This window comes from Desulfogranum marinum (assembly GCF_016918565.1).
Lineage (GTDB): Bacteria > Desulfobacterota > Desulfobulbia > Desulfobulbales > Desulfobulbaceae > Desulfogranum > Desulfogranum marinum.
In genome coordinates this window covers 1-19701 of the sequence record NZ_JAFFQD010000016.1, presented here as the reverse complement: position 1 = coordinate 19701, position 19701 = coordinate 1, and the positions used below count along the sequence as shown (strand labels likewise).

The window sequence follows — 19701 nt, the reverse complement described above, 5'->3', positions numbered from 1 at the left end:
ATAAGGCGAGTACTCGCCGCACTCTCCCCCTATACGGGAGAAACCCGTCATCGACACAGGGGAGGATGGTGCTGGTAGAGGGTACTGGAAGGATTGATTAGAAGGAAGTGGGGTAAGGTCAAGTTGCTGAAACAGCAGACCATGAGAAACTTCACAGGAATAGTGCAAAACTGCGGAATTGCTTAAATGGTTAACATTGCCATTACTAGTCTCTGCAATTGTTATGTCGTGCGTCCCTGTACTTTCTCATGGATAGTCTCAATCCCCAAAATATCGTTTTCGATGGTAAGATTTGGAGCTAACCGTGTGTCTGGGTACAGGGTATACCTTGGGTAAGCTTAACTCTTGCAATTCAGCGAAAAATCTTATTTTTATAATTTGGCGGGAGCCTTTTGCTTGGTAGATACAGGAAGTTTGCGTAAAAATCCTGCTTTTTGAAGTGATTGACCTTGCCAATTTTAGTCTCTACCAACGGCAGTAAATGCATCCCTATTTTACCATATGATAAACACATCAATTCTGCGCGAGCTTCACAATATTGAACTGCTCAAAAACACGGCCTCGTCGCGAATTATATGCTTGTTGTTAGACAGTGTTTGATTGCTAAAAATAAGCCGAAATTGAGTTTCGGTAATTAAAATCGACAAGAACCCATCAAACTCGTAAAATTAACATAGTATTAATTTTTTGATTCCTTTTCCCTAAAGTGGCCACATGAAAGCGATCGCCTCATTTTTGATTATAGGATTTTTTTTCTTTTGTACTCCTAGCGTACATGCAAGCCTTTTTGATGAGTTGAGTGGTGATCAGCAGCAGGCCGTGCTGCAGAAATTAAAAGGTCATTTGCCTGGAATGATTGAGTCAGATTCAGGCCTAAAAGGTTATGCAGATGCAATGGTTACTCATATCCCTGATCTGGCAACCAGTCTGGGTGCTTTAAGTGGCGGGTATTATGACCCAATCATAACACAATCCCTTACCTTTGGTGTAGATAGTATAGCCTCAGCATGGGCCGGCACTTTTGATGAAGGGCTGGGCCAAGATACTTTTAAATATATCTACAGCAAAAAGAGCAGTGTTAAAAATGTAGCCCTAGCCATGATGGACGAAAAAAACAACTGGGGTGATGTTAAGGATGTTGTTTGGGTAGAAATAAAAAGTAACCTGCGAGATGATTTAAATGCGTTTGCAGCAGATGCTGCCAAAGGGGCTTTTAACTGGGTTATCGGTGGGGGAAAGACACTTGGGTTTACTCCTGCAGATTTATATATCTTGGCCATACAAGCTGAAATGATTTTTATTGATGTCGAAACAAGAAGATATAAAGAGAAGACATTTCATGAAATTTATTCTCCTTATTATGAGGCTAGAGAAAGTGGTGCTAATCCATACTCAGCTTGGGAAACAATCATTTATGATAAAAAAGCAAACACCACAGGATGGAGAACCACTTTTGTCTTAGGAGATATGCCAGATAGTGACATCAAAGCCCTTTTTGAGAAGTGTTATAATTCTGGCATTTACAATGATAATTTGTATCAATTTATGAAATATTCTCTTGAGAAAGATATACAAAAAAAGCAAGCAGATCTGGCTAAAAATCTTGAGAAGTCGGGCAGTAAATTCAAAAATGACTTGAACGGTTTTTATGACAAAGTTAAGGGGAAATTAAATGAACTTGTAGGTGAAGAAGTAGAAAAAATTACTAAGCAAAGAGATGAAGAAATAGAAAATGATAAAGAACTAAAGAAACGTTACGAAGCAGCACTTGAAAAAGCAGGTATACTCCTTGATAAAATTGAAATTGATGATGATAAACGCCAACCATCTTGTGAAAGTTACGCTAAACAGCAGGAAAGAAAAAACGACGCAACACGTTCTAAAAATGAAAATGAGTGGGCCATAGATGATCTCGAAAAGAATCTAAACAACCTAGAGCAGTGCCAGGAAATTAATACTGAAAGTCAATCGATTAACAACGATCTAGATAAACTGAAAGCTTTACTGAACAAGTCTGCTCAGTCGTGGGAAGAATTGAAACAAGCTGTAACAGAAGTCTGTGCTGAGGCAAGTCTTGTTTCAAAAAGTCGAGAAAAGAGCAAAGCAAGACAGGCGCTCAACAATGCCATTAAGCTTGGAAAATCCGCTGAACAACTAGTGAGATCAAAAAGGCAGCTGGAGCAGGATATCGCAGAACAGTTAGGTTCATTATCTTTTCGTATATCACGGTTTGATAAAAAATATCGAGGGAAAGGGAGTAACGTAAAAGAGAATCTCGAGGAAAAATTACATGAAGCTCGGGAGGCTTTCGACCTTATAACTAAATGGGAAAAGGCGGAAAAACAGTATCAGGATGCAGAAAAAAGGATGGAAAGTAATCGTACTAAAGCGGTGAACCTAAGCCTTTCGATTGATAAGAACTACATAGAAATTAACGACATTTTAAATGAAGGCGGTTTATCTGACTCTCTATTTTCTTTATTTTCATCTGAGTCAAGTACATTCAAGTGGGGGAGTAAAGGCCAATCGTTACTTACAAAAGCTAGGAAAAGACAACAACATCTTGCTTCCTGTGACGAGGTCATTCAACTCCTTGTTACTCAAGAGAGGGAGCAATTACGTGGTCGACACTCACTTACACACACAATTCAAGAGCTTTTTCCAGATATCCTCGATTCCTCGACCAGTCGATCAAAAAATGATGAGGAAGAGGATGATGAGTGGACGTTGTCAGATACTCAAGACTTAAAGAAAAGATACAAGAGAGCGAGTGCTAAATGCAACTATACTAAGAATGCTGTTGATAGCATTGCGATGTTAACTGATCTCAGCGAACTGCAAAAGAAGCAGACGGATATCACTTATATTGATTTGTATCAGGGCAAGATAAATACTTGTATTGCCGCTGCATTGGCAGCTTTTGATAGGAAGTTTTTAGACAAAGAGGAAAGCGGGGAGGAGCAAGACGCTTCTAATAAGCCAGACAAAAAACAAGAAGCAGAAAAATACTGTAAAGAGAGATTGCCTGGAAGTGTCCCTGCTGTTGATAACAAAGGGAATTTGCTTCTTTCAACAACCGCTTCATTTCGCTGTAAATGTCCTGGTGACGCAATAAAGTATAATAATAAGTGCGTTCGTTGCAGCGTGCTAAAACAAAATTTTGATAATGCAATAAGGGCTAAGCGAACGGAAAATGCCTTGGAAATTTTAAAAGAATCTTTTCATTGTGATTGGGTCCAAAAACGAAATGATAAAACAAGTCTGACAGAGAGGGAAATTTGTCCAGACATGAATACGGTTTATCTCCTTGATGAAGATGATAATGCGCAATGTGTTCCATGTAGTCAACTTGAGGTTGATTTTGAAAATGCACTAGATGAAAATAATTATGAATATGCAAATACCCTGGCATCTTTAGCGGCACAATGTAGTTGGTCAAGCAACGCTGAAGATAAAATATCACAGGACAAAGCTCAAAAGCAGTGTAAGCAGAGCCTGCCTGGCAGTGTGGTGGTTCGATCCAGAGGAGTTGAAACGTGTCGATGTCCTGCAGGGACAGTAAAGTTGAGCGATCAGAATAATCACAATGCTTGTGTTTCCTGTAGTGATCTGGAGCGTGACTTTAATGCCATCCTCGCTGAGGGTGACTTGGAGTACGCAGAGACAATCTTAGAGTTTGCAGACGGTTGTGGTTACTGGGTAACTAATGGTTGGTCAAAGCTTAAAAAGGTCAAAGGGTGTCCACCAGGTAGTATTAAACTCAGTGATGAACACGGCAATAATCAATGTGTTTCTTGCGAAACACTGAAGCAGGATTTTCAGGCAACACTTAGTCAGGGTGATTTTCTATATGCGGAAGAATTACTCGATCTATCATCGGATTGCGGCTGGGTTGGCTACGGAAAGGAAGCCTTACGAAATGCCCAAAAATGCCCTCAAAATACCGTCAAATTAAGTGATGGAAGTGGATCAAACCAATGTGTACCATGTGACACACTCTACGCTGATTACAAGGTCGCTCGCGGACAGGGCGATCATCAATATGCTGATTCCTTACTTGATTTGGCATCAGAATGTGGTTGGAGTAAGCAAGCAGCTCAGCAAATCGGACAGGCACAACTTCAAGCAGAGCTGAATCAGAAGTGCAATCAACAGATGCAAGGGAGTCATGCCGTAATAAATGGTGATCGTTATAATTGTTACTGTGATGAAGGCATGCTTGAAATTACGTATGGTAATGGCACTAAAGTTTGTAAAAGCTGTGAACAAATACGGTTGATGGTTAACGATGCCTTAAGGAAAAATGATGCCAATACTGTAAGGGGTTTGATTCAAGGGGCAAGACATTGTGACTGGTATGACCAGGCTGCTGGTATTGTTGCAGGAATGACAAATAATCGACCATCACGTCAACCACAGTCACAACCCTCACAGAAGCAAGGCCCACTGACCGGTTCTTGGGATATGTATTGGAAAGAATTTAATCCGACATACTGGAAAAGTATGGACGGTTCCAAGACGAGATTCCTTAATTTCGATGGACACAAAGGAGTTGTAAAATTAACTCATGAAAACAACTCACTCCGTGGACAGTTCGATGTAACTTCCGGTAACGGTCAATCAATAATGGTCGATGGATCAGTAAATGGAAGCCAGGTGAATTTTTGTATTTTTACGTCACAAGAAAGGGACTGTACTGCGCTTACTGTAGACTATAATACCATGACAATGACTGGAGTAAACGTAAGTAAGTCCGGCAGAAAAAGAATTAAATGGACACTGAGAAAAAGAAGATAAAAGGCTTTGACTGTACCTACTCTTTTTTTTTTGGGGGGGGGGGGATGATCTTGAAACAGAACTGTCTGAAAGCACTACCATTTATATTGCTAGGAATTACTTTATGCTCCTTACTCGTCGGATGTCAACCGGTAAATACGACAGTAGTTGGTACAGCACGTACGCAAATAAATTCCAAAGATGTGGTCGTGTATTCAACAGCACCACCAAATTATGAAGTTATAGCACTAATTGAAGCATCAGATGATACAGGATGGACAGCTGCTGGCTCTCAGGAAAATGCGATTAATATAATGAAAAAACAGGCCGCTGAAGTCGGTGCTAATGGAGTAATCCTAGAAAGAATAGACACAAGATATCCTACGTTTAATGGCGTGACATGGGCAGTGAAGACTGCCATAGGCAAAGCTATTTATGTTCATCAGGGAAGGATTTATAATGAGTTGCCGGTCGCCCCGCAGGCCGTTTCCTCCCCCTCTAATACTTCTAGCAAGCCAGTGCGAAGGTGGAAAAAACCCGTTGATTAATGATTTTAGGTCAACTCAAGATCAAATAACGATAGTGAGTTGAAATCCTGCAAGAACAAGCACACAGCATATAGCTGTCAACAAGACCAAAAACTTACGGAAAAGGGTGATGAAAATATCAAGAGCAACCTCAATAATTATTGTGAAACAACTCACATCCGTCTGTATAACAGTATCAATTGTGTTCGTAGCAGTACATGCCTTTGCGCTGACTGCTCAAGAGCAATATGAGCGTGCCCGGCAATTCCATGAACAGGGGAATGATGTGCAAGGGTGCGCATGGCTTGAAAAAGCCGCAAATCAAGGTCATAGAGACGCACAAAACAAAATTGGCGTATGCTATCAGAATGGTTACGGCGGAACAAAAAGTTTGCAAAAAGCAGCGTATTGGTATGCTAAGGCTGCAGAACAGGGTGACTATTCGTCCATGAGTAACTTGGCTGGAATGCTCGCCTCAGGCGATGGAGTCCCTCGAGACTGTCGCCGGGCCGAACAGTACTTCCGCCGGTCGGCAGACCAAATCGGCCAATCTTCTTTCGGACTCGGGTTGATGTACCAGCAGGGGTGCGATTCGGTCGCCCCGAATATCAGCCAAATGGCAAAATATTTCGAAAAATCGGCGGAGCAGGGATACAGCGATGGCCAGTCGAACATCGCGTACCTCTATGCAAACGGCCGGGGAGTCCCCAAAAATTTTGAAAAGGCATGCTATTGGGCAACGGTCGCTTCTCTACAGGGAAATCGGCAGGGATTGGCAAATGCCGATGTTTTCTGTGCGCAGTTGTCAAGTGGTCATGCAGCAGATGCGAAACGACGTGCCGCACAATTCGGTATGGGAGGGACATCGTTAGGTCAAGCTCCGGCTCAGAGCTACTCCGGGGCTGAAACCAGCACGCCGGCATCCGGCGGCTCGTCTTTCAAACGTCGGTGGAAAAAAGCTGAATGATAATTTTATAGTAATCTCCAACAGACAATGTGAGGTTCAATTTCATGAGATATCTCATTTTATCAGCGCTGTTTCTGGCTCTCTCAACCAAGGCATACGCCGCCAGTTGCGTTTCCGGCAACTGCGTGAATGGTCACGGCACCTATGTCTGGGACAGCGGAGCGCAATACTCCGGGGATTGGCAGAATCAGAAACGGCATGGCCGGGGAACATTCACCTACGGTAGCGGTGAGACCTATACCGGCGATTGGATCAACAATCAAAAACACGGGCAAGGAACCTATGTCTGGCCGGGAGGTTCTCAGTTTACCGGTGGCTGGAAGAATAACAAAGCGCATGGTAAAGGTATCTACACGTTTGCAAACGGCCAGCGGGCAGCCCAAGTACTCAATATGGGGCAGCTGGTGTCTGAGAGGGCATTGAATCAGCAGGGTAGTGGCTCCCGACAGTCATCTGCCCTGCCGGCTCAGGCATCGAGTTTACCTTCGGGGAGGAAATGGAAAAGAGCTGAATAAATGTAAATGCCAATAATCATGTATCTTAAAACAACCAACTTGGGAAAAGGCACTTCCATGCACTGCTCAAAATCTCATCTGACTCAATTTGCTTTATCGACTTTATTCGTTGTTCTGTTTCTTTTTGTCTTGGTGGAAACCGGCTGACATCAAAGAGGCTGCGTTAACGTGAAAACCCTGTCGATTGTATTATTCAGCTTTGGTTCAATTATCTGCTGTTTAAACATGTACCTTTCCTATGTCGGACCTTATCTGTTTTTCCTTTTAAAAGGCCCAGACAAAGAATTGAGAATGGGATCCGGAATTCCTATGCTCGGTTCGGTCGCTATAATCATAGCACTCCTATGCTGGAGGACGACAACCTGGGTATGGGCTGGCATTTTTATGCTACTTATCGATACATTAGGCCCTTTGTGGCTAGCCGCAACAATACTCGATGAGAAGATGAGAGGAAAAAATAGCCGGGATAACAGACAGTTATAACACTATTTTTATTCGAAGATAGCGAATCTGGTCACATGGACCAACTTGATATGTTTTCTTGTTCGAAGCTTACCTTTCAGGACGTTGCACGATTTTCAATCAATACTAAGCAGGTTTACGATTTCTAATCGAATGTTATGATTGCACGTTGACATCTCAAATTTCTGCATGCACTCCAATGCAAGAGATCTCTTATATATGTAGCGAGACCCCAAACAACCCATATATCACCAAGTGGTCTTTTTTGAACTATCAGCCAGTTTAATATTTTATAGTGAGCAGAGACTTTCCATTTTCAAAAAAACTGACCCAAAATTGAGTAACTTCAATCTGAAGATTACCAAAGATAAGGTGATTGCTGAAGTATGTCATTGAAGTTAACATGGCCACATCGAAGCTCCGAACCTCCAACTAGTACCTCTACTTGAGCTTATTCCATTTCAGAAATAACTTCTCACAAAGGTAAATTGAACCGAATTTTAGTGCCGAAATCGGCAGTAGAAAGGCCTATTAATACGGATCTTTTTCGAGATTCTGTCTGATAATATTAACCGATCCTCATGACCGATAGAAAAGTAATATTTTTCAGCATTTCTACCCAAAAGTATCTATCCTTAATACTGAGCATTTCCGATTTATCTAATCGCACGATCTATCCAAGTAATTATTAGACAAATGTGCGCGCATGTGTCACCCTGCTTTTATAGAAACTATTGGTGTAGGATTATAGAGTTCCAAAATAAAGCTGTTATTTCATTTTCATGACCATAATAACCGACATCTATTGGTAGGCTAAACATGACCCGAAAATTTGTTTTCCTACTAATATTTTTTTTTGGGGTCCCCATTCAATTAGTTTGTGCAGAGTTGAAACTCACTACCTTAGAGTGGGCGCCGTACGTTTACAATCACTCAGACCAAGGATATGTTGCTCAACTTGTAAAAATGGCATTTGCCAATTCAAATTATGAGGTTAAGCTGTCCTTCTTTCCATGGGCCAGAGCTCTTCGTGTCGCAAGCAACGGCACTTTCGCAGGATATTTTCCCGAATATTATTCAGAACAAAGGTCAGAAGAGTTTTATTTTTCTGAATCATTTCCCGCTGCTCCTCTTGTACTTTTCAAAAGAAAAAAGGATGTTATCGAATACTCAAATCTTCGGGATTTGGAGCCTTACACGATTGCGGTAGTCACGGGGTATGTGAATACTGAGGAGTTTGATAAGGCTACATATCTTAAGAAAGAAAAAACAACCAGTGATTTACAGAATTTCAAGATGCTTATGGCGGGTCGCGTAGACCTCGTAGTCGCTGACAAATATGTTGGATATTATTTGGTAAAAAATTACTTACCAGAAAGTTTGCAATTCATTGACGTTATCGACCCACCGTTAGATAGGAAAAAGCTGTATCTATGCGTTTCAAAAAAACATCCTGATGCCGTTATGATTCTGCAAGCATTCAATAACGGCCTTTATAATATGCGTAATAATGGTTTTCTTGAAAACCTTACACAACGCTTCTTTTCACAAAATGATATTCATTAGGATGCGGTGTGGATTTGACCTGAAAGTGATACATTGTTCGGTTTGAATACCAATGCAAACTTTGTCGAGTAACATGCAAGATAGCATGATAGTAGCCGACAATACCAGGTAGAGGTTTCCATTGGCAATAAGAGCTCTTGGGGAAGAACATCGGTTTTAGACTGTTCCTGTTGTGTTGCGAGTTGACCTATCTGTCTGAAATTATTTCACTTTTTAAGTAGAATGCCAAACGTCTGCTTTTGCTTGTTATTTCAATTTGTTACGCTAACCCTGGGAATGATTCTTCTTTTCGATGCAACATAACTTATTTGGCTATCCTTTACCTTCCCGTCAGCCTCTTGCGAGGAAGTAAAAGAAGGAAATGCAAAGAAAAAGGAGGAAGAAAAGATAAAAAGTTACAACGACAAAAGGAAGGAAGAAAAGCAAACAAAGAAGAAAAGAGACAACAAAAAGAATCTCGCAACATAATTCCTGTAGATATTCAGATTGGCGGATTTTGCCTCCTGGGAAATGACAAGCCAACGATGCATAGAAATGATCGTTCCTTAACTTCAATAGACTATATGCTTGTCCTTTTTACCCTACGCCTGTCAAAAAGGAATTAGTCTATAATTAAACCTAGCTTTTCAAAAATAAGCAGGGCTAAGTTTGATTGCTCAACGGTGAAACCGATGCGAACCCATCCTTTTTTCTGAGTAATGACAAATATCCTATCCCTGCTGGGTCTCTTGACATCACAAGGGAACCAGGTGCGAAAATCACCAGTACCATGAATACGGTACTTTCCAGACCCAAGCGTTGGAGCGAACACTTCAATTTTCTTTATTTGATCCATCTTGATCCGCTTAGATCCAAAAGGAAAGTAGTAATGGTGAAACAGTATATATTCCTTTGTTATTCCGACAAGTTTATCGTGATATTCCATTTCGATCTATTTTTGTATTTTTACTCTTACCGGGCCATTGGCAATCTAAACCGTTACGGTAATTTCTCAAGTTAATCTTTTTCCTGCATTTCTGATTTTCAAAAGCCCAAATATCTCCTATCAAGTATGATCTTCAATTCGCAACCTGAGCGCAAATATATTTCCCAAAGACATTTATCCGCATTCGAACTTGAAAATGATTGACATGACAGAGATACTCACCTTGTTCATCAATGTTTTTCTTAAGATTTTTATGATCTTTACCCCCTTTTTCGTCATGTCGGCTTTTCTGTCGCTCACCAGAAACGAATCGCAGGTCGAGCGGCACAGGATAGCCAAAAAGGTGACCATGGCGGTCGCTCTGACCTGTTTTGCTCTTTTTCTTTTTGGCACTTATATTTTCGCGTTGTTTGGCATCACTCTTGATGCCTTCCGCATCGGTGCTGGGGCGATACTGTTTCTCTCAGCTGTTTCCATGGTCCAGGGAAAAACAACTGTTTCTCCGCAAGAATCCCAGGAAGATGTGGCGGTTGTTCCCCTGGCGATTCCTATTACAGTTGGCCCGGGCACAATCGGTGCTCTTTTGGTCATGGGTGCTGGTCTGGAAACGTTCTCCGAGAAACTTACCGCTTGTTTTGCGCTGCTCTGCGCTATCTTTTCGGTTGGAGCCCTGCTCCTTGTTGCAGGCCGCTTTGAACGCCTTCTCGGCCAACAGGGGTTGCTCATACTAACCAAACTTACAGGCCTCTTCGTTTCGGCCATAGCCGCACAGATTTTTTTCACAGGGTTGAAAAATTTCTTGAGCTGAAAATGAGAGGCCAGGCAGCACTTCCTTTCGAGTCTTACCCATGATGCATCTGATTTAGGCATATTTCAAAAAATGTGGTAGGCTCAAACCGTCATGAAATCCAGATACCACCTATACACGCATTCTTCTTAGTTGGTATCTGTACAGAAACGCTATCAATGAGCATACCTATAATGAAAAGTACTAAAGCTGTCTGTCTTATAAGTGTTCTGTTTCTATGCCTGGGGCTATCGACAACGATTTTTGGTGCTGAAGAAGAGAACACTCTTCGGCTCGCGCTTCTGCCGATCCCAGACGTGTTGCCGGTATATGTTGCCCAGGAAAGGGGACATTTTGCTGAACAGGGAATCCTCGTCGAAGCTCTGCCCGTTGGGAGTGCTGTGGAACGTGACCAGCTGCTGCAGGCTGAAAGAGTGGATGGCATGATCAATGAAATCTCCGGCGCAGCCAATTTCAACAGAGAGCAGAACCGGGTGAAAATTGTCTCTATTGCCCGTTCACCAATAGGGGATTCGCCGCTGTTCAGGCTCCTTGCGGCGCCCGGCAGTCATCTGAAGACGGTTGCTGATTTGGCCGATGTTTCCATTGGTATTTCTAAAAACACCATCATAGAATATATAAGCACTCGACTGCTTGAAGCTGGTGGCGTGGGGCCTGAGGCTATTCAATACAAATCAGTTCCGGTATTACCGGAACGTTTGCAGCTGCTTCTTTCCGGACAATTACAGGCGGTGACGCTACCAGACCCTCTTGGAGCTAGTGCCATCCAGGGGGGAGCCATTGAAATCGTCAATGATACGGCCTTGAGCAGTGTCAGTGCCAGCGTTGTCACCTTTACCAATGATGTGCTTGTAAAAAAAGCCGAAACCGTTAAGAAATTTATGGTAGCCTGGGATAGAGCGTGTGCAGATCTCAATAGTGATCCCGCTGCTTTTCAGTCGTTGATGTTGAAAAAAATTCGGATGCCGAAAAACATCGCCAACGATTATCAGGCACCTCCTCTGCCGAGAAAAGAGGTGCCGACAAAAGCGCAGTGGGACGATGTCATGGCCTGGATGCTTGAGAAAAAGCTCCTGAGCACACCTTTGGCCTATGAAGGTTCGGTTACCTCGGAGTTTCTCGCACCATGAAAGGGAGCTCGAAGTGATAAAGATCCACAACCTCACTTTTGGTTATGGAGGTACGAAGCTTCTCTTTGAAGATTTCTCTTTCAACATTAAGCGAGGTGAATCCTGGAGCGTTATCGGCCCGTCTGGCTGTGGGAAGACCACGCTGCTCTATCTTATAGCAGGATTGCAACAACCCTCTGAAGGGGAAATCCGTATTGGTAAAGAAAAAATTATCCGAGCCAGACCATCCACCGGGCTGGTGCTTCAGGATCACGGTCTGCTGCCTTGGGCGACAATTTTGGAAAATACCCGGCTGGGCCTGAAGATACGAAAATTTTATGGTCCGGATGGCAAACACAGCCCTGCCAATGCGGTGCATGATGCGGCAAAGGATGCAGACCGCGTTGAATACTGGTTGCACTGGTTGGGGATCGCCCACTTGAAGGCGATGTACCCCGCGCAGCTGTCAAGGGGGCAGAGACAACGGGCGGCTATCGCCAGAACCCTGGTTCTCGGACCCGACCTGTTGCTGATGGATGAGCCTTTTTCAGCACTTGATGCCCCGATCAGAGAAGAACTGCAAAAGGTGATGAACCGTTTTCACCAGGAGTCTGGTTTAACATCGCTCACCGTTACCCATGATATTGAAGAGGCTGTGATGCTGGGTGAAAAAATACTGGTGCTGGGTAACAGCTGCAACCGGCTTCCACAGATCATCGACAACCATCTGTCGGGCGAAATCGACAAACGAACCGATCCCGAGTTCCTGAAACGGTGCAGTGCATTGCGCGATCTTCTGGCACGTTACACCACCCGGGATGCCGGAATCAACTCAGGGAGTCGCTGACAACAATGAAGAAAAAAGCGACCTTGCTCGATACCCTTATAGGCATTGTGATGTTTTTCTGCCTCTGGCAACTGGCAGCCCTTTTGGTCAATCGTCCGATCCTTCCTTCTCCGGTGGTTGTAGTACCGCTTTTTTTTGCCCACATCACCGGCGACTTAGGCCTCCATTTTCTGGCGTCTGCAGGGCGGGTTCTGGCTGCAGTTTGTCTGGCCACCTTATTTGCGGCACCTCTTGGGCTGGCGCTCGGACAGATGCCGCAACTGGACCGGATACTGAGCCCATTGATCGCTATAATCTACCCGATCCCCAAGATCATCTTTCTGCCGGTTATCTATGTGCTGATGGGCATCAGCGATTTTTCCAAAATCACCCTGATTGCCATCATTATCTTTTTTCAGATACTGGTTGTGGTGCGTGATGAGGCCTCGGGGTTGAAGAAGGAGTTGCTCCTTTCTGTTAAATCCCTTGGTGCCGGGCGTCGGGCTCTTTTCCGCTATGTCTATCTGCCGGCGTCGCTGCCTGCGGTATTGACCGCCCTGAGGATCTCGGTAGGCACAGCGGTGGCGGTACTTTTTATAGCCGAACAGTCGTTGACGAGCTATGGACTTGGCTATTACATAGTGATTGAGACATATCAGGTGCTGCTCTATCCGGAAATGTATACTGGTATCATGGGGATGGGGCTTTTGGGAGTGCTGCTCTATTTTGCTATTTATGCTATAGAGCTGAAAGTAAGTAGACATCGCTTTGTTGAATGATGCCGGATTGTTAAAAACTTTTCATCTGCGTCGTTGCTGCATTTTTTTTTCTGTTGCAGCGTATTTGAGTACACCGCAATGAAAACAATTGTACGCGCCCCCTGATTTCCATTAGGCACATGAAAATCAGGGGGCGATCATACCATTACACAGAAACCATTATGCAAGAGACTCTCTCAAAATTCGAGATTTGGCTACTGGCCATTCGTCCCAAAACCCTGCCGGCAGCGGTCGGGCCGGTGGCGGTAGGGTCTGCCGTGGCCTTTAGCCATGGAAAATTCGCCTTTGTTCCGGCTTTTTGTTGTCTTCTTGGAGCTACCCTGCTGCAGATCGGAGTGAATTTGGCCAATGATTATTTTGACTTTAAAAATAGCATCGACTCCGAGGAGCGACTGGGGCCGGTACGGGTTACCCAAAGCGGCCTGATTTCACCAGCTGCGGTGAAGGGGGGGATGATTTTTAGCCTGCTGCTTGCGTTTTTTCTTTTTCTTTACCTGGCTACGGTAGGCGGAGTAACGATAGTGATCATTGGTATAGTTTCAGTGCTGGCGGCGCTGGCCTATAGTGGCGGCCCTTATCCTCTGGCTTCTCATGGGCTGGGTGAGCTGTTTGTTTTTATCTTTTTTGGTCTGGTGGCGGTGTGCGGAACATCTTTTATCCAAAGCGGCGAGCTGAGTCTGCTGGCGTTAGTTGCAGCGGTTCCCCCCGGACTGCTGATCACCGCGATCATGGTGGTCAATAACTTACGAGATATTGATACCGATCGCAAAGCGGGCAAAAATACCCTGGCTGTGATTCTTGGGCGTAGCCGGACAATTATTGAATTTAAACTGTTGCTGTTGCTGAGCTATCTGGTTCCACCGCTCATGGTGTTGACCGGCGTTGCCAAGAGCTTTATTCTCCTGCCGCTGCTTACCGTTCCTCTGGCCTGGCTGTTGGCTAAAAAAATAAAAGTTGAGCAGGGGGTTCAACTGAATGCGTTGCTGGCCGATACCGCCAGATTATCGTTTTTATATAGTTTGTTGTTTGCTGCCGGCCTGATAGTTGACTTCAGCTGATGCCACAATAAAAATGGGAAGAATATTTCCTTTTAAATAAAGCATGGTCAATTACAACCAAAAAAGGACCTTTCACAAGTGTATCTGCCTGAGAGATGCCTGAAAGAAACGCCCTGGTAGCCTGTCGGATTGAGCAATTTTTTCTTCAAATCAAGGCCTTGTCGGAAAAACAAGCACAGCCATATACTTAATATCGGAGTCTGCGCTTCCTTACCTGCGAGCATTATTTTTTCTGCAATAACGACGAGTTGAGGATAAAGGGTTCAGTCCGACAGACTCCTAGACCATAGGAGAACAACTACTCAATTAAACCAATAAATAAGGGGTAACATTTCATTTTCTTTGCAATTTCTCTTAGGTTCTCGGTACTATGAATTGGTATATTAAAGGCAAAATAAGTTACCTTTTTTGATCCATCCTATTACCACTCAAGGTGCATGATGATTGCCAATACAGGTGCACATACAGGTAAATGCGACGATCTTTCCTTTGCGCAACAGAGGATGCATCCTATTCTTGTGGGCCCTGCTGAACGATCCATCATCTCCGAAGACCTTCCCTGCTCGTCTCAGCAGAAAATTGCTGCCAAGTACGCCCTCCCTTGTTCTACACCACCAGCATGCACGCAGCCTGTCAAGAGCGGCAAAGAGTTACTTATTACGACATGGGTAGAAAGCTGATGCAATCCACTCAATCACAACAAGCCAAAATAGAAAAACTTCACGACCTGAACGAAGATAACACTGTTAGGCTCAAAAGCTCGGGTGACTGGACCATTGATACGCTCCACGATGCGGCAGAGATGCTGACTGAAATGACCAGCACATATCGCAATGTCCCTATCCTGTGGGATGTGTCTGCTACAGGACGCGTTGATTCCGCCGGCATGCTGCTGTTTATTCGCAGCTTCGATGCGCTCAAGGCAAACCAGTGCTCCGTGGACGTTGTGGGCGCTACCAGTGAGCACGAAAAAATATATCAACTGGTGCGTAGGTACGCTTTCGGGCATCGTGAAGCCAAACCTGCACTTTTCTCCCGTCTCCTGATGCCTTTCAACAGGATAGGCAGAAGGTTCGTTGCCTTTCTGACTGATTTGAAGGACTTTTTAGCCTTTACCGGAGAAAATTTCATCAACCTGCTGCTTGCAATAGTGCACCCACGTACCATCCGTTTCGGTGCTATTGTAAAAAATATTGAAGAAGCTGGTGTCCGGGCAATGCCCATCGTGGCTCTGACCAGTTTTCTCATAGGGGTGGTTATAGCCTATCAGGGAGCGGTACAGCTGGAAAAATTTGGTGCTAATATTTTCATTGTGGACATGATAGCACTTTCAGTGACCAGAGAACTCTCCCCATTGATCACAGCCATCGTGGTTGCAGGTCGAACCGGCTCTTCCTATACAGCTCAGCTTGGAGTGATGAAAATAACGGAAGAGATAGATGCCATGCGAACCATGGGGTTTGACCCTCATCGCTTTCTCGTTCTTCCCCGAATTTTCGCCCTGATCATTGCCCTGCCGTTGATGATTTTCTTTGCCGACATAATCGGGATTGGTGCCGGCATGTTTATCTCGCATATACACCTCAACCTTTCCTATCCGGAATTTATACATCGCCTGCAGAAAGTACTGGCGGTCAAGCATGTCTGGGTCGGCATAGGCAAAGGACCGTTTTTCGCCTGGCTTATTGCTACGGTAGGATGTTTCCGCGGCTTTCAAGTTTCTAAAAACACAGAGAGCATAGGGCGCTACACCACCATCAGCGTGGTCAACGCCATTTTTCTGGTAATAGCTTGTGATGCACTTTTTTCGGTGGTCTTTACGGAGCTCGGCATTTGAACGACACAATTATTAAGGTATCAAATATCGTTACCCGATTCGGCACCAATGTGATCCATGACGGCATCAACCTGAGCGTACGCCGGGGGGAGATATACGGCCTTTTGGGCGGCAGTGGTTCGGGTAAGTCCACCCTGCTCAAACAGATGATTATGCTGTTGCGCCCTGAATCCGGAGAAATCACCCTTCTCGGCCATAACCTTATGAGCATCAGCCGCAACGATGCAGCCTCCCTACGCCACTATTGGGGAGTGCTTTTCCAGGGCGGCGCCCTCTATTCGTCACTCACTGTTGCTGAAAATGTCGGCATCAAGCTCCGGGAATACACAGAGCTCCCAGAAAATATGATTGAGGAGCTGGTGCAAATGAAAATAAAAATGGTTGGACTACCACCTACTGCGGCAACGCTCTATCCTGCTGAACTGAGCGGAGGCATGATAAAGCGGGCAGCCCTGGCACGTGCACTGGCAATGGACCCGCAACTCCTGTTTCTTGATGAACCCACTTCAGGACTGGATCCAATCGGCGCCGAGGCCTTTGACAATCTGCTTATTGAACTGCGCGACATTCTCGGGTTAACAGTGGTAATGGTTACCCATGATCTGGATTCTATCTGGACCATTGTTGATCGTTTTGCCGTTTTGGGCGAAAAAAAAGTCATTGCAGAAGGCACACTTAAGGAAGTTCTGCACGCCTCCCATCCTATTGTACAACAATTCTTTGGCGGGTCCCGGGGGCAAATACGGAGCAGAGATGGAAAGTAAAATTAATTATACACTGGTTGGGCTATTCGTTGTCTTTCTCACAGCAGGGCTGATAACCTTTGCCTACTGGCTGGGAAAACATGGCGGCAAACAGGAATATGACACCTACCTTGTTTATATGTCGGAATCTGTAGCAGGGTTAAGCACTGATGCCTCTGTTAAATACAAGGGCGTTAATGTGGGCACAGTCGTACAGCTGGGTATAAGCCCTCATAACTCGGAAGAGGTGGAACTCCGTTTACAGATTGTACGCAGCACCCCCATCAAAACCGACACCACCGCACAATTAAAGTCTTTTGGCATAACAGGTCTGGCATTTATAGAGCTCAGCGGCGGCAGCAAAGATGCTCCACTGCTGAAAACCTCAAGCACGGGAGTTCCAATCATCCCGGCAACGCCCTCCACCTTTACCCAAATGTATGCCTCTCTGGAACAACTGGTAAAGCAATCGACCTTGGCGATGGCCAAGTTTGACAGGATACTCAGCGAAAAAAACCTGGAGAACATTGGCACCATCATTGCGGAGACAACATTACTTGTCAAAGATATCAGGGGACAATTGCAGGGATTACAGGATGTTGTTGATAACGGCGTGGTCATGGAAAAACAGATAAACAAGGCTTTTGCAAAAGTAGCAGATGCCTCGCAAAGCATACAAACAATGGCAGACAGCCTGGAACATAACTATGCTGACCTTGGACATAACATGCGACAGGACGTCCAACAGAGCCTTGAGCTCCTCAATCAGCTATTATACAATCTGGATATTCTTGCCGGAGACCTAAAGCACACCACCCAAGCCATACAGGCCAGTCCAAGCGACCTGCTTTTTAAACGCAGTCAGCCAAAACCTGGACCAGGGGAAAAATAATATCATGAAAAACAGGAGCATTTTACTCGCAATATTTTGCTGTGCCCTCGCCAGCTGCAGCTTCAACAAGGTCCCACCAAGCGATATCTATACCATATTGCCTGATTTTGGGAAAAGCAGCAGCTCCACCACAGTGAAAAAAAAGAACCGACCCGTCATCAAGCTTGCTCCAATTCGGGCATCGCGGGCGTTTACCGGTACCGACATGGTGTACGTCACTACCCAATATGAACAAAACAGCTATGCCTACAGCCGCTGGAGTGACGCACCTGTAACGTTACTGCCCCTTCTCTTCCAAACAGCCCTTGAAGCAACCGGGAGTTTCTGGGCTGTAATCAGCCCTCCATCGGCAGCAAAAGCTGACTTTCTGCTCGAAAGTACCCTCACTGATTTCAGCCATCACGTACATGACGGCAACATCTCAGAAGGAATTATCAGTATACGTTTCTACCTAATAAACGCGGCAACAAAAACGGTAATCGCGACCAGGGAATTTCGCTCTCAAGTCCCGAGTTCCACACCCAATGCCGGGGATGGGGCTACCGCGCTTAACCAGGCGGCGGATACGGTTGCCCATGACCTCGCCTCCTGGCTTAAGGGGATGCAGCTCTAACCCGAATCCCCCATGTCTCTTTGTAGGAGGTGGATGCGGTTCCCGATCGTTGCTCCTGACACAGAGCAAAGATAGCTCTGGTGACACAAGTAAATAATAACAGGAAAATCCCAGAGGATTTTTAAAAAGAGTGTACGTATCTCATCACCATACCCTTTTCACCTCGCCATATGAATACACTTAATCAACTCAAGGCTGTTCTTGTTTTCGTAGCTATCTTTCATCTCATTTTTGGTTTTGGCTTGATGTTTTCAATTGATTTTCAAAAAGCCGCCATTGCTCATTATGGGGGCACTCTGGAATGGAACGTAACAAACGTTTATTTCATCAGAATAATTGGATCATTCGCTTTTGTTCTTGGTTATCTTGCCTGGATGGCTTCACGCGATCCGATGAAGCACAAAGTCATTATTATCGGTTTTATCGAATTCTTTATTCTTCGAAATATTAGCCGCCACCTTTTTGCAGACGAGCTCTATGCGGCACTTGGTGTTAGCCATATGATGAATGTTATGACCTCAGTGTTTTTTGGAATACAGGCCTTGCTACTGTGGTATCTTTTGTGGCGCATTTCCAGAAAAAAGCAGGCAACCAAAGCAACCCCAGAGTAGCAATCGATTAAGAAACCAAGATTACAGGCTACCCCAACTCCAAACTGCAATTTTTGCGATTTATTGGTTGCACAGAGGCGTCATTTGGCAATAATGCTGTTCATATTCTTTCCTGACAGACAATATTTTGATGATGCATGAAGCCCTTTAAAAAAATGCTGATAACGGACAATACTTAGCCAATTATCTATCTAGTGTCTGTCCATAAATAGCAATTTTTTCAAAGGCGGCCGCAGCCAGTCGCATCAGCGAACACAATCGGTTCATAGGGCAAGCAAACTTTTGCTATCCTTTTCAGCTTGTCATTTGAAAATTCCTTCAAAAACCAAAATCTAAGCGCACCTGTCCTTTCTGTTTAGAGAAATCCCGCCAAACAACTGGCTGTTAAGCCAGTTGTTGACGCGCTATGGTAAGCAGGTTGGCAGAGACTATCGACGCCCACACATAACTCTTAAATCCCTCATATCCTTTCCAGGTGCAACGAGTCAGGCCAAGGCTTCGCTTTAACCAGGAGATACCGGATTCTATCCCTGCTCTAAAATTTCGTAATCCTTTATAAACCTGAAAATCGTCTAAAGCGAACATCCTAATCGTAAGACCCTACTTTATAAGCACGGTTTTATTGAATTACCGTGCTTTTTTTCTTGTCTTTAAACGTGTACGTATTATAATTATACGACCATCTTA

Annotated in this window: 18 protein-coding genes and 1 pseudogene; 17 read left to right on the top strand and 2 right to left on the bottom strand. The window is 44.5% G+C overall.

Features of this window, described 5'->3' with window-relative positions; genetic code table 11:
* The first annotated feature begins 714 nt into the window (after positions 1-714).
* The 6 genes from JWH17_RS10430 (at position 715) to JWH17_RS10405 (ending at position 9418) form a co-directional block, all read left to right on the top strand.
* Positions 715-4797, top strand: a complete 4083-nt coding sequence (locus JWH17_RS10430) for a coiled-coil domain-containing protein (RefSeq protein ID WP_205222557.1) — start codon at positions 715-717, stop codon at positions 4795-4797.
* Positions 4773-5324 (top strand): YbjQ family protein, encoded by a 552-nt coding sequence (locus tag JWH17_RS10425; protein ID WP_205222556.1) that lies wholly within the window; start codon positions 4773-4775, stop codon positions 5322-5324. Before JWH17_RS10430 ends, JWH17_RS10425 begins: the two co-directional genes overlap by 25 nt.
* Positions 5325-5433: 109 nt before the next feature.
* The gene (locus JWH17_RS10420; protein WP_205222555.1) at positions 5434-6270 is read left to right on the top strand and encodes a tetratricopeptide repeat protein; all 837 of its coding nucleotides are present in this window, start codon (positions 5434-5436) and stop codon (positions 6268-6270) included.
* Between the two features lie 44 nt (positions 6271-6314).
* The gene (locus JWH17_RS10415; RefSeq protein ID WP_205222554.1) at positions 6315-6785 is read left to right on the top strand and encodes an MORN repeat-containing protein; all 471 of its coding nucleotides are present in this window, start codon (positions 6315-6317) and stop codon (positions 6783-6785) included.
* Between the two features lie 1281 nt (positions 6786-8066).
* Positions 8067-8813 carry a substrate-binding periplasmic protein gene (locus tag JWH17_RS10410; protein WP_205222553.1) on the top strand — a complete coding sequence of 249 codons (747 nt, stop codon included), beginning with the start codon at positions 8067-8069 and terminating at the stop codon, positions 8811-8813.
* A gap of 308 nt (positions 8814-9121) precedes the next feature.
* Entirely contained in the window at positions 9122-9418 is a 297-nt protein-coding gene (locus JWH17_RS10405) for a hypothetical protein (protein ID WP_205222552.1), read from the top strand.
* Here JWH17_RS10405 and JWH17_RS10400 read toward each other — a convergent pair.
* Positions 9415-9648: a hypothetical protein gene (locus JWH17_RS10400; protein WP_205222551.1), complete on the bottom strand. Its 234-nt coding sequence runs from the start codon at positions 9646-9648 to the stop codon at positions 9415-9417. The genes JWH17_RS10405 and JWH17_RS10400 overlap by 4 nt on opposite strands.
* A 295-nt stretch (positions 9649-9943) precedes the next feature.
* Between JWH17_RS10400 and JWH17_RS10395 the strand changes: the two genes are divergently transcribed.
* The 11 genes from JWH17_RS10395 (at position 9944) to JWH17_RS10345 (ending at position 19014) form a co-directional block, all read left to right on the top strand.
* Positions 9944-10546: a MarC family protein gene (locus JWH17_RS10395; protein WP_394713460.1), complete on the top strand. Its 603-nt coding sequence runs from the start codon at positions 9944-9946 to the stop codon at positions 10544-10546.
* Positions 10547-10719: 173 nt separating this feature from the next.
* Entirely contained in the window at positions 10720-11676 is a 957-nt protein-coding gene (locus tag JWH17_RS10390; protein ID WP_205222550.1) for an ABC transporter substrate-binding protein, read from the top strand.
* Positions 11677-11689: 13 nt separating this feature from the next.
* A complete protein-coding gene (locus tag JWH17_RS10385) occupies positions 11690-12502 on the top strand; it encodes an ABC transporter ATP-binding protein (RefSeq protein WP_205222549.1) in 813 nt (270 codons plus the stop codon).
* Positions 12503-12507: 5 nt separating this feature from the next.
* Complete coding sequence (locus tag JWH17_RS10380; RefSeq protein ID WP_205222548.1) at positions 12508-13260, top strand: ABC transporter permease; 753 nt, start codon at positions 12508-12510, stop codon at positions 13258-13260.
* 161 nt (positions 13261-13421) lie between these two features.
* Complete coding sequence (locus JWH17_RS10375) at positions 13422-14318, top strand: 1,4-dihydroxy-2-naphthoate polyprenyltransferase (RefSeq protein WP_205222547.1); 897 nt, start codon at positions 13422-13424, stop codon at positions 14316-14318.
* Positions 14319-14755: 437 nt separating this feature from the next.
* On the top strand, positions 14756-14998 hold the full coding sequence (locus JWH17_RS10370; protein WP_205222546.1) for a hypothetical protein: 243 nt from the start codon (positions 14756-14758) through the stop codon (positions 14996-14998).
* Complete coding sequence (locus JWH17_RS10365; protein ID WP_205222545.1) at positions 14983-16155, top strand: ABC transporter permease; 1173 nt, start codon at positions 14983-14985, stop codon at positions 16153-16155. The genes JWH17_RS10370 and JWH17_RS10365 overlap by 16 nt, the downstream gene beginning before the upstream one ends.
* On the top strand, positions 16152-16919 hold the full coding sequence (locus JWH17_RS10360) for an ABC transporter ATP-binding protein (protein WP_205222544.1): 768 nt from the start codon (positions 16152-16154) through the stop codon (positions 16917-16919). Before JWH17_RS10365 ends, JWH17_RS10360 begins: the two co-directional genes overlap by 4 nt.
* Positions 16909-17790: an MlaD family protein gene (locus JWH17_RS10355; RefSeq protein WP_205222543.1), complete on the top strand. Its 882-nt coding sequence runs from the start codon at positions 16909-16911 to the stop codon at positions 17788-17790. The genes JWH17_RS10360 and JWH17_RS10355 overlap by 11 nt, the downstream gene beginning before the upstream one ends.
* Positions 17791-17794: 4 nt before the next feature.
* A complete protein-coding gene (locus JWH17_RS10350; RefSeq protein ID WP_205222542.1) occupies positions 17795-18403 on the top strand; it encodes an ABC-type transport auxiliary lipoprotein family protein in 609 nt (202 codons plus the stop codon).
* A gap of 170 nt (positions 18404-18573) precedes the next feature.
* On the top strand, positions 18574-19014 hold the full coding sequence (locus JWH17_RS10345; protein WP_205222541.1) for a hypothetical protein: 441 nt from the start codon (positions 18574-18576) through the stop codon (positions 19012-19014).
* Positions 19015-19398: 384 nt separating this feature from the next.
* Here the strand turns inward: JWH17_RS10345 and JWH17_RS10340 are convergent.
* Positions 19399-19575 (bottom strand): annotated as a pseudogene (locus JWH17_RS10340) (transposase); the annotation flags it as partial.
* Positions 19576-19701: the final 126 nt, after the last annotated feature.

Coding starts and splice junctions, on each gene's coding strand:
- JWH17_RS10430 (WP_205222557.1), top strand. CDS start 715: ATGAAAGCGATCGCCTCATTTTTGATTATAGGATTTTTTTTCTTTTGT.
- JWH17_RS10425 (WP_205222556.1), top strand. CDS start 4,773: ATGGACACTGAGAAAAAGAAGATAAAAGGCTTTGACTGTACCTACTCT.
- JWH17_RS10420 (WP_205222555.1), top strand. CDS start 5,434: ATGAAAATATCAAGAGCAACCTCAATAATTATTGTGAAACAACTCACA.
- JWH17_RS10415 (WP_205222554.1), top strand. CDS start 6,315: ATGAGATATCTCATTTTATCAGCGCTGTTTCTGGCTCTCTCAACCAAG.
- JWH17_RS10410 (WP_205222553.1), top strand. CDS start 8,067: ATGACCCGAAAATTTGTTTTCCTACTAATATTTTTTTTTGGGGTCCCC.
- JWH17_RS10400 (WP_205222551.1), bottom strand. CDS start 9,648: ATGGATCAAATAAAGAAAATTGAAGTGTTCGCTCCAACGCTTGGGTCT.
- JWH17_RS10395 (WP_394713460.1), top strand. CDS start 9,944: ATGACAGAGATACTCACCTTGTTCATCAATGTTTTTCTTAAGATTTTT.
- JWH17_RS10390 (WP_205222550.1), top strand. CDS start 10,720: ATGAAAAGTACTAAAGCTGTCTGTCTTATAAGTGTTCTGTTTCTATGC.
- JWH17_RS10380 (WP_205222548.1), top strand. CDS start 12,508: ATGAAGAAAAAAGCGACCTTGCTCGATACCCTTATAGGCATTGTGATG.
- JWH17_RS10375 (WP_205222547.1), top strand. CDS start 13,422: ATGCAAGAGACTCTCTCAAAATTCGAGATTTGGCTACTGGCCATTCGT.
- JWH17_RS10370 (WP_205222546.1), top strand. CDS start 14,756: ATGATGATTGCCAATACAGGTGCACATACAGGTAAATGCGACGATCTT.
- JWH17_RS10365 (WP_205222545.1), top strand. CDS start 14,983: ATGGGTAGAAAGCTGATGCAATCCACTCAATCACAACAAGCCAAAATA.
- JWH17_RS10355 (WP_205222543.1), top strand. CDS start 16,909: ATGGAAAGTAAAATTAATTATACACTGGTTGGGCTATTCGTTGTCTTT.
- JWH17_RS10350 (WP_205222542.1), top strand. CDS start 17,795: ATGAAAAACAGGAGCATTTTACTCGCAATATTTTGCTGTGCCCTCGCC.
- JWH17_RS10345 (WP_205222541.1), top strand. CDS start 18,574: ATGAATACACTTAATCAACTCAAGGCTGTTCTTGTTTTCGTAGCTATC.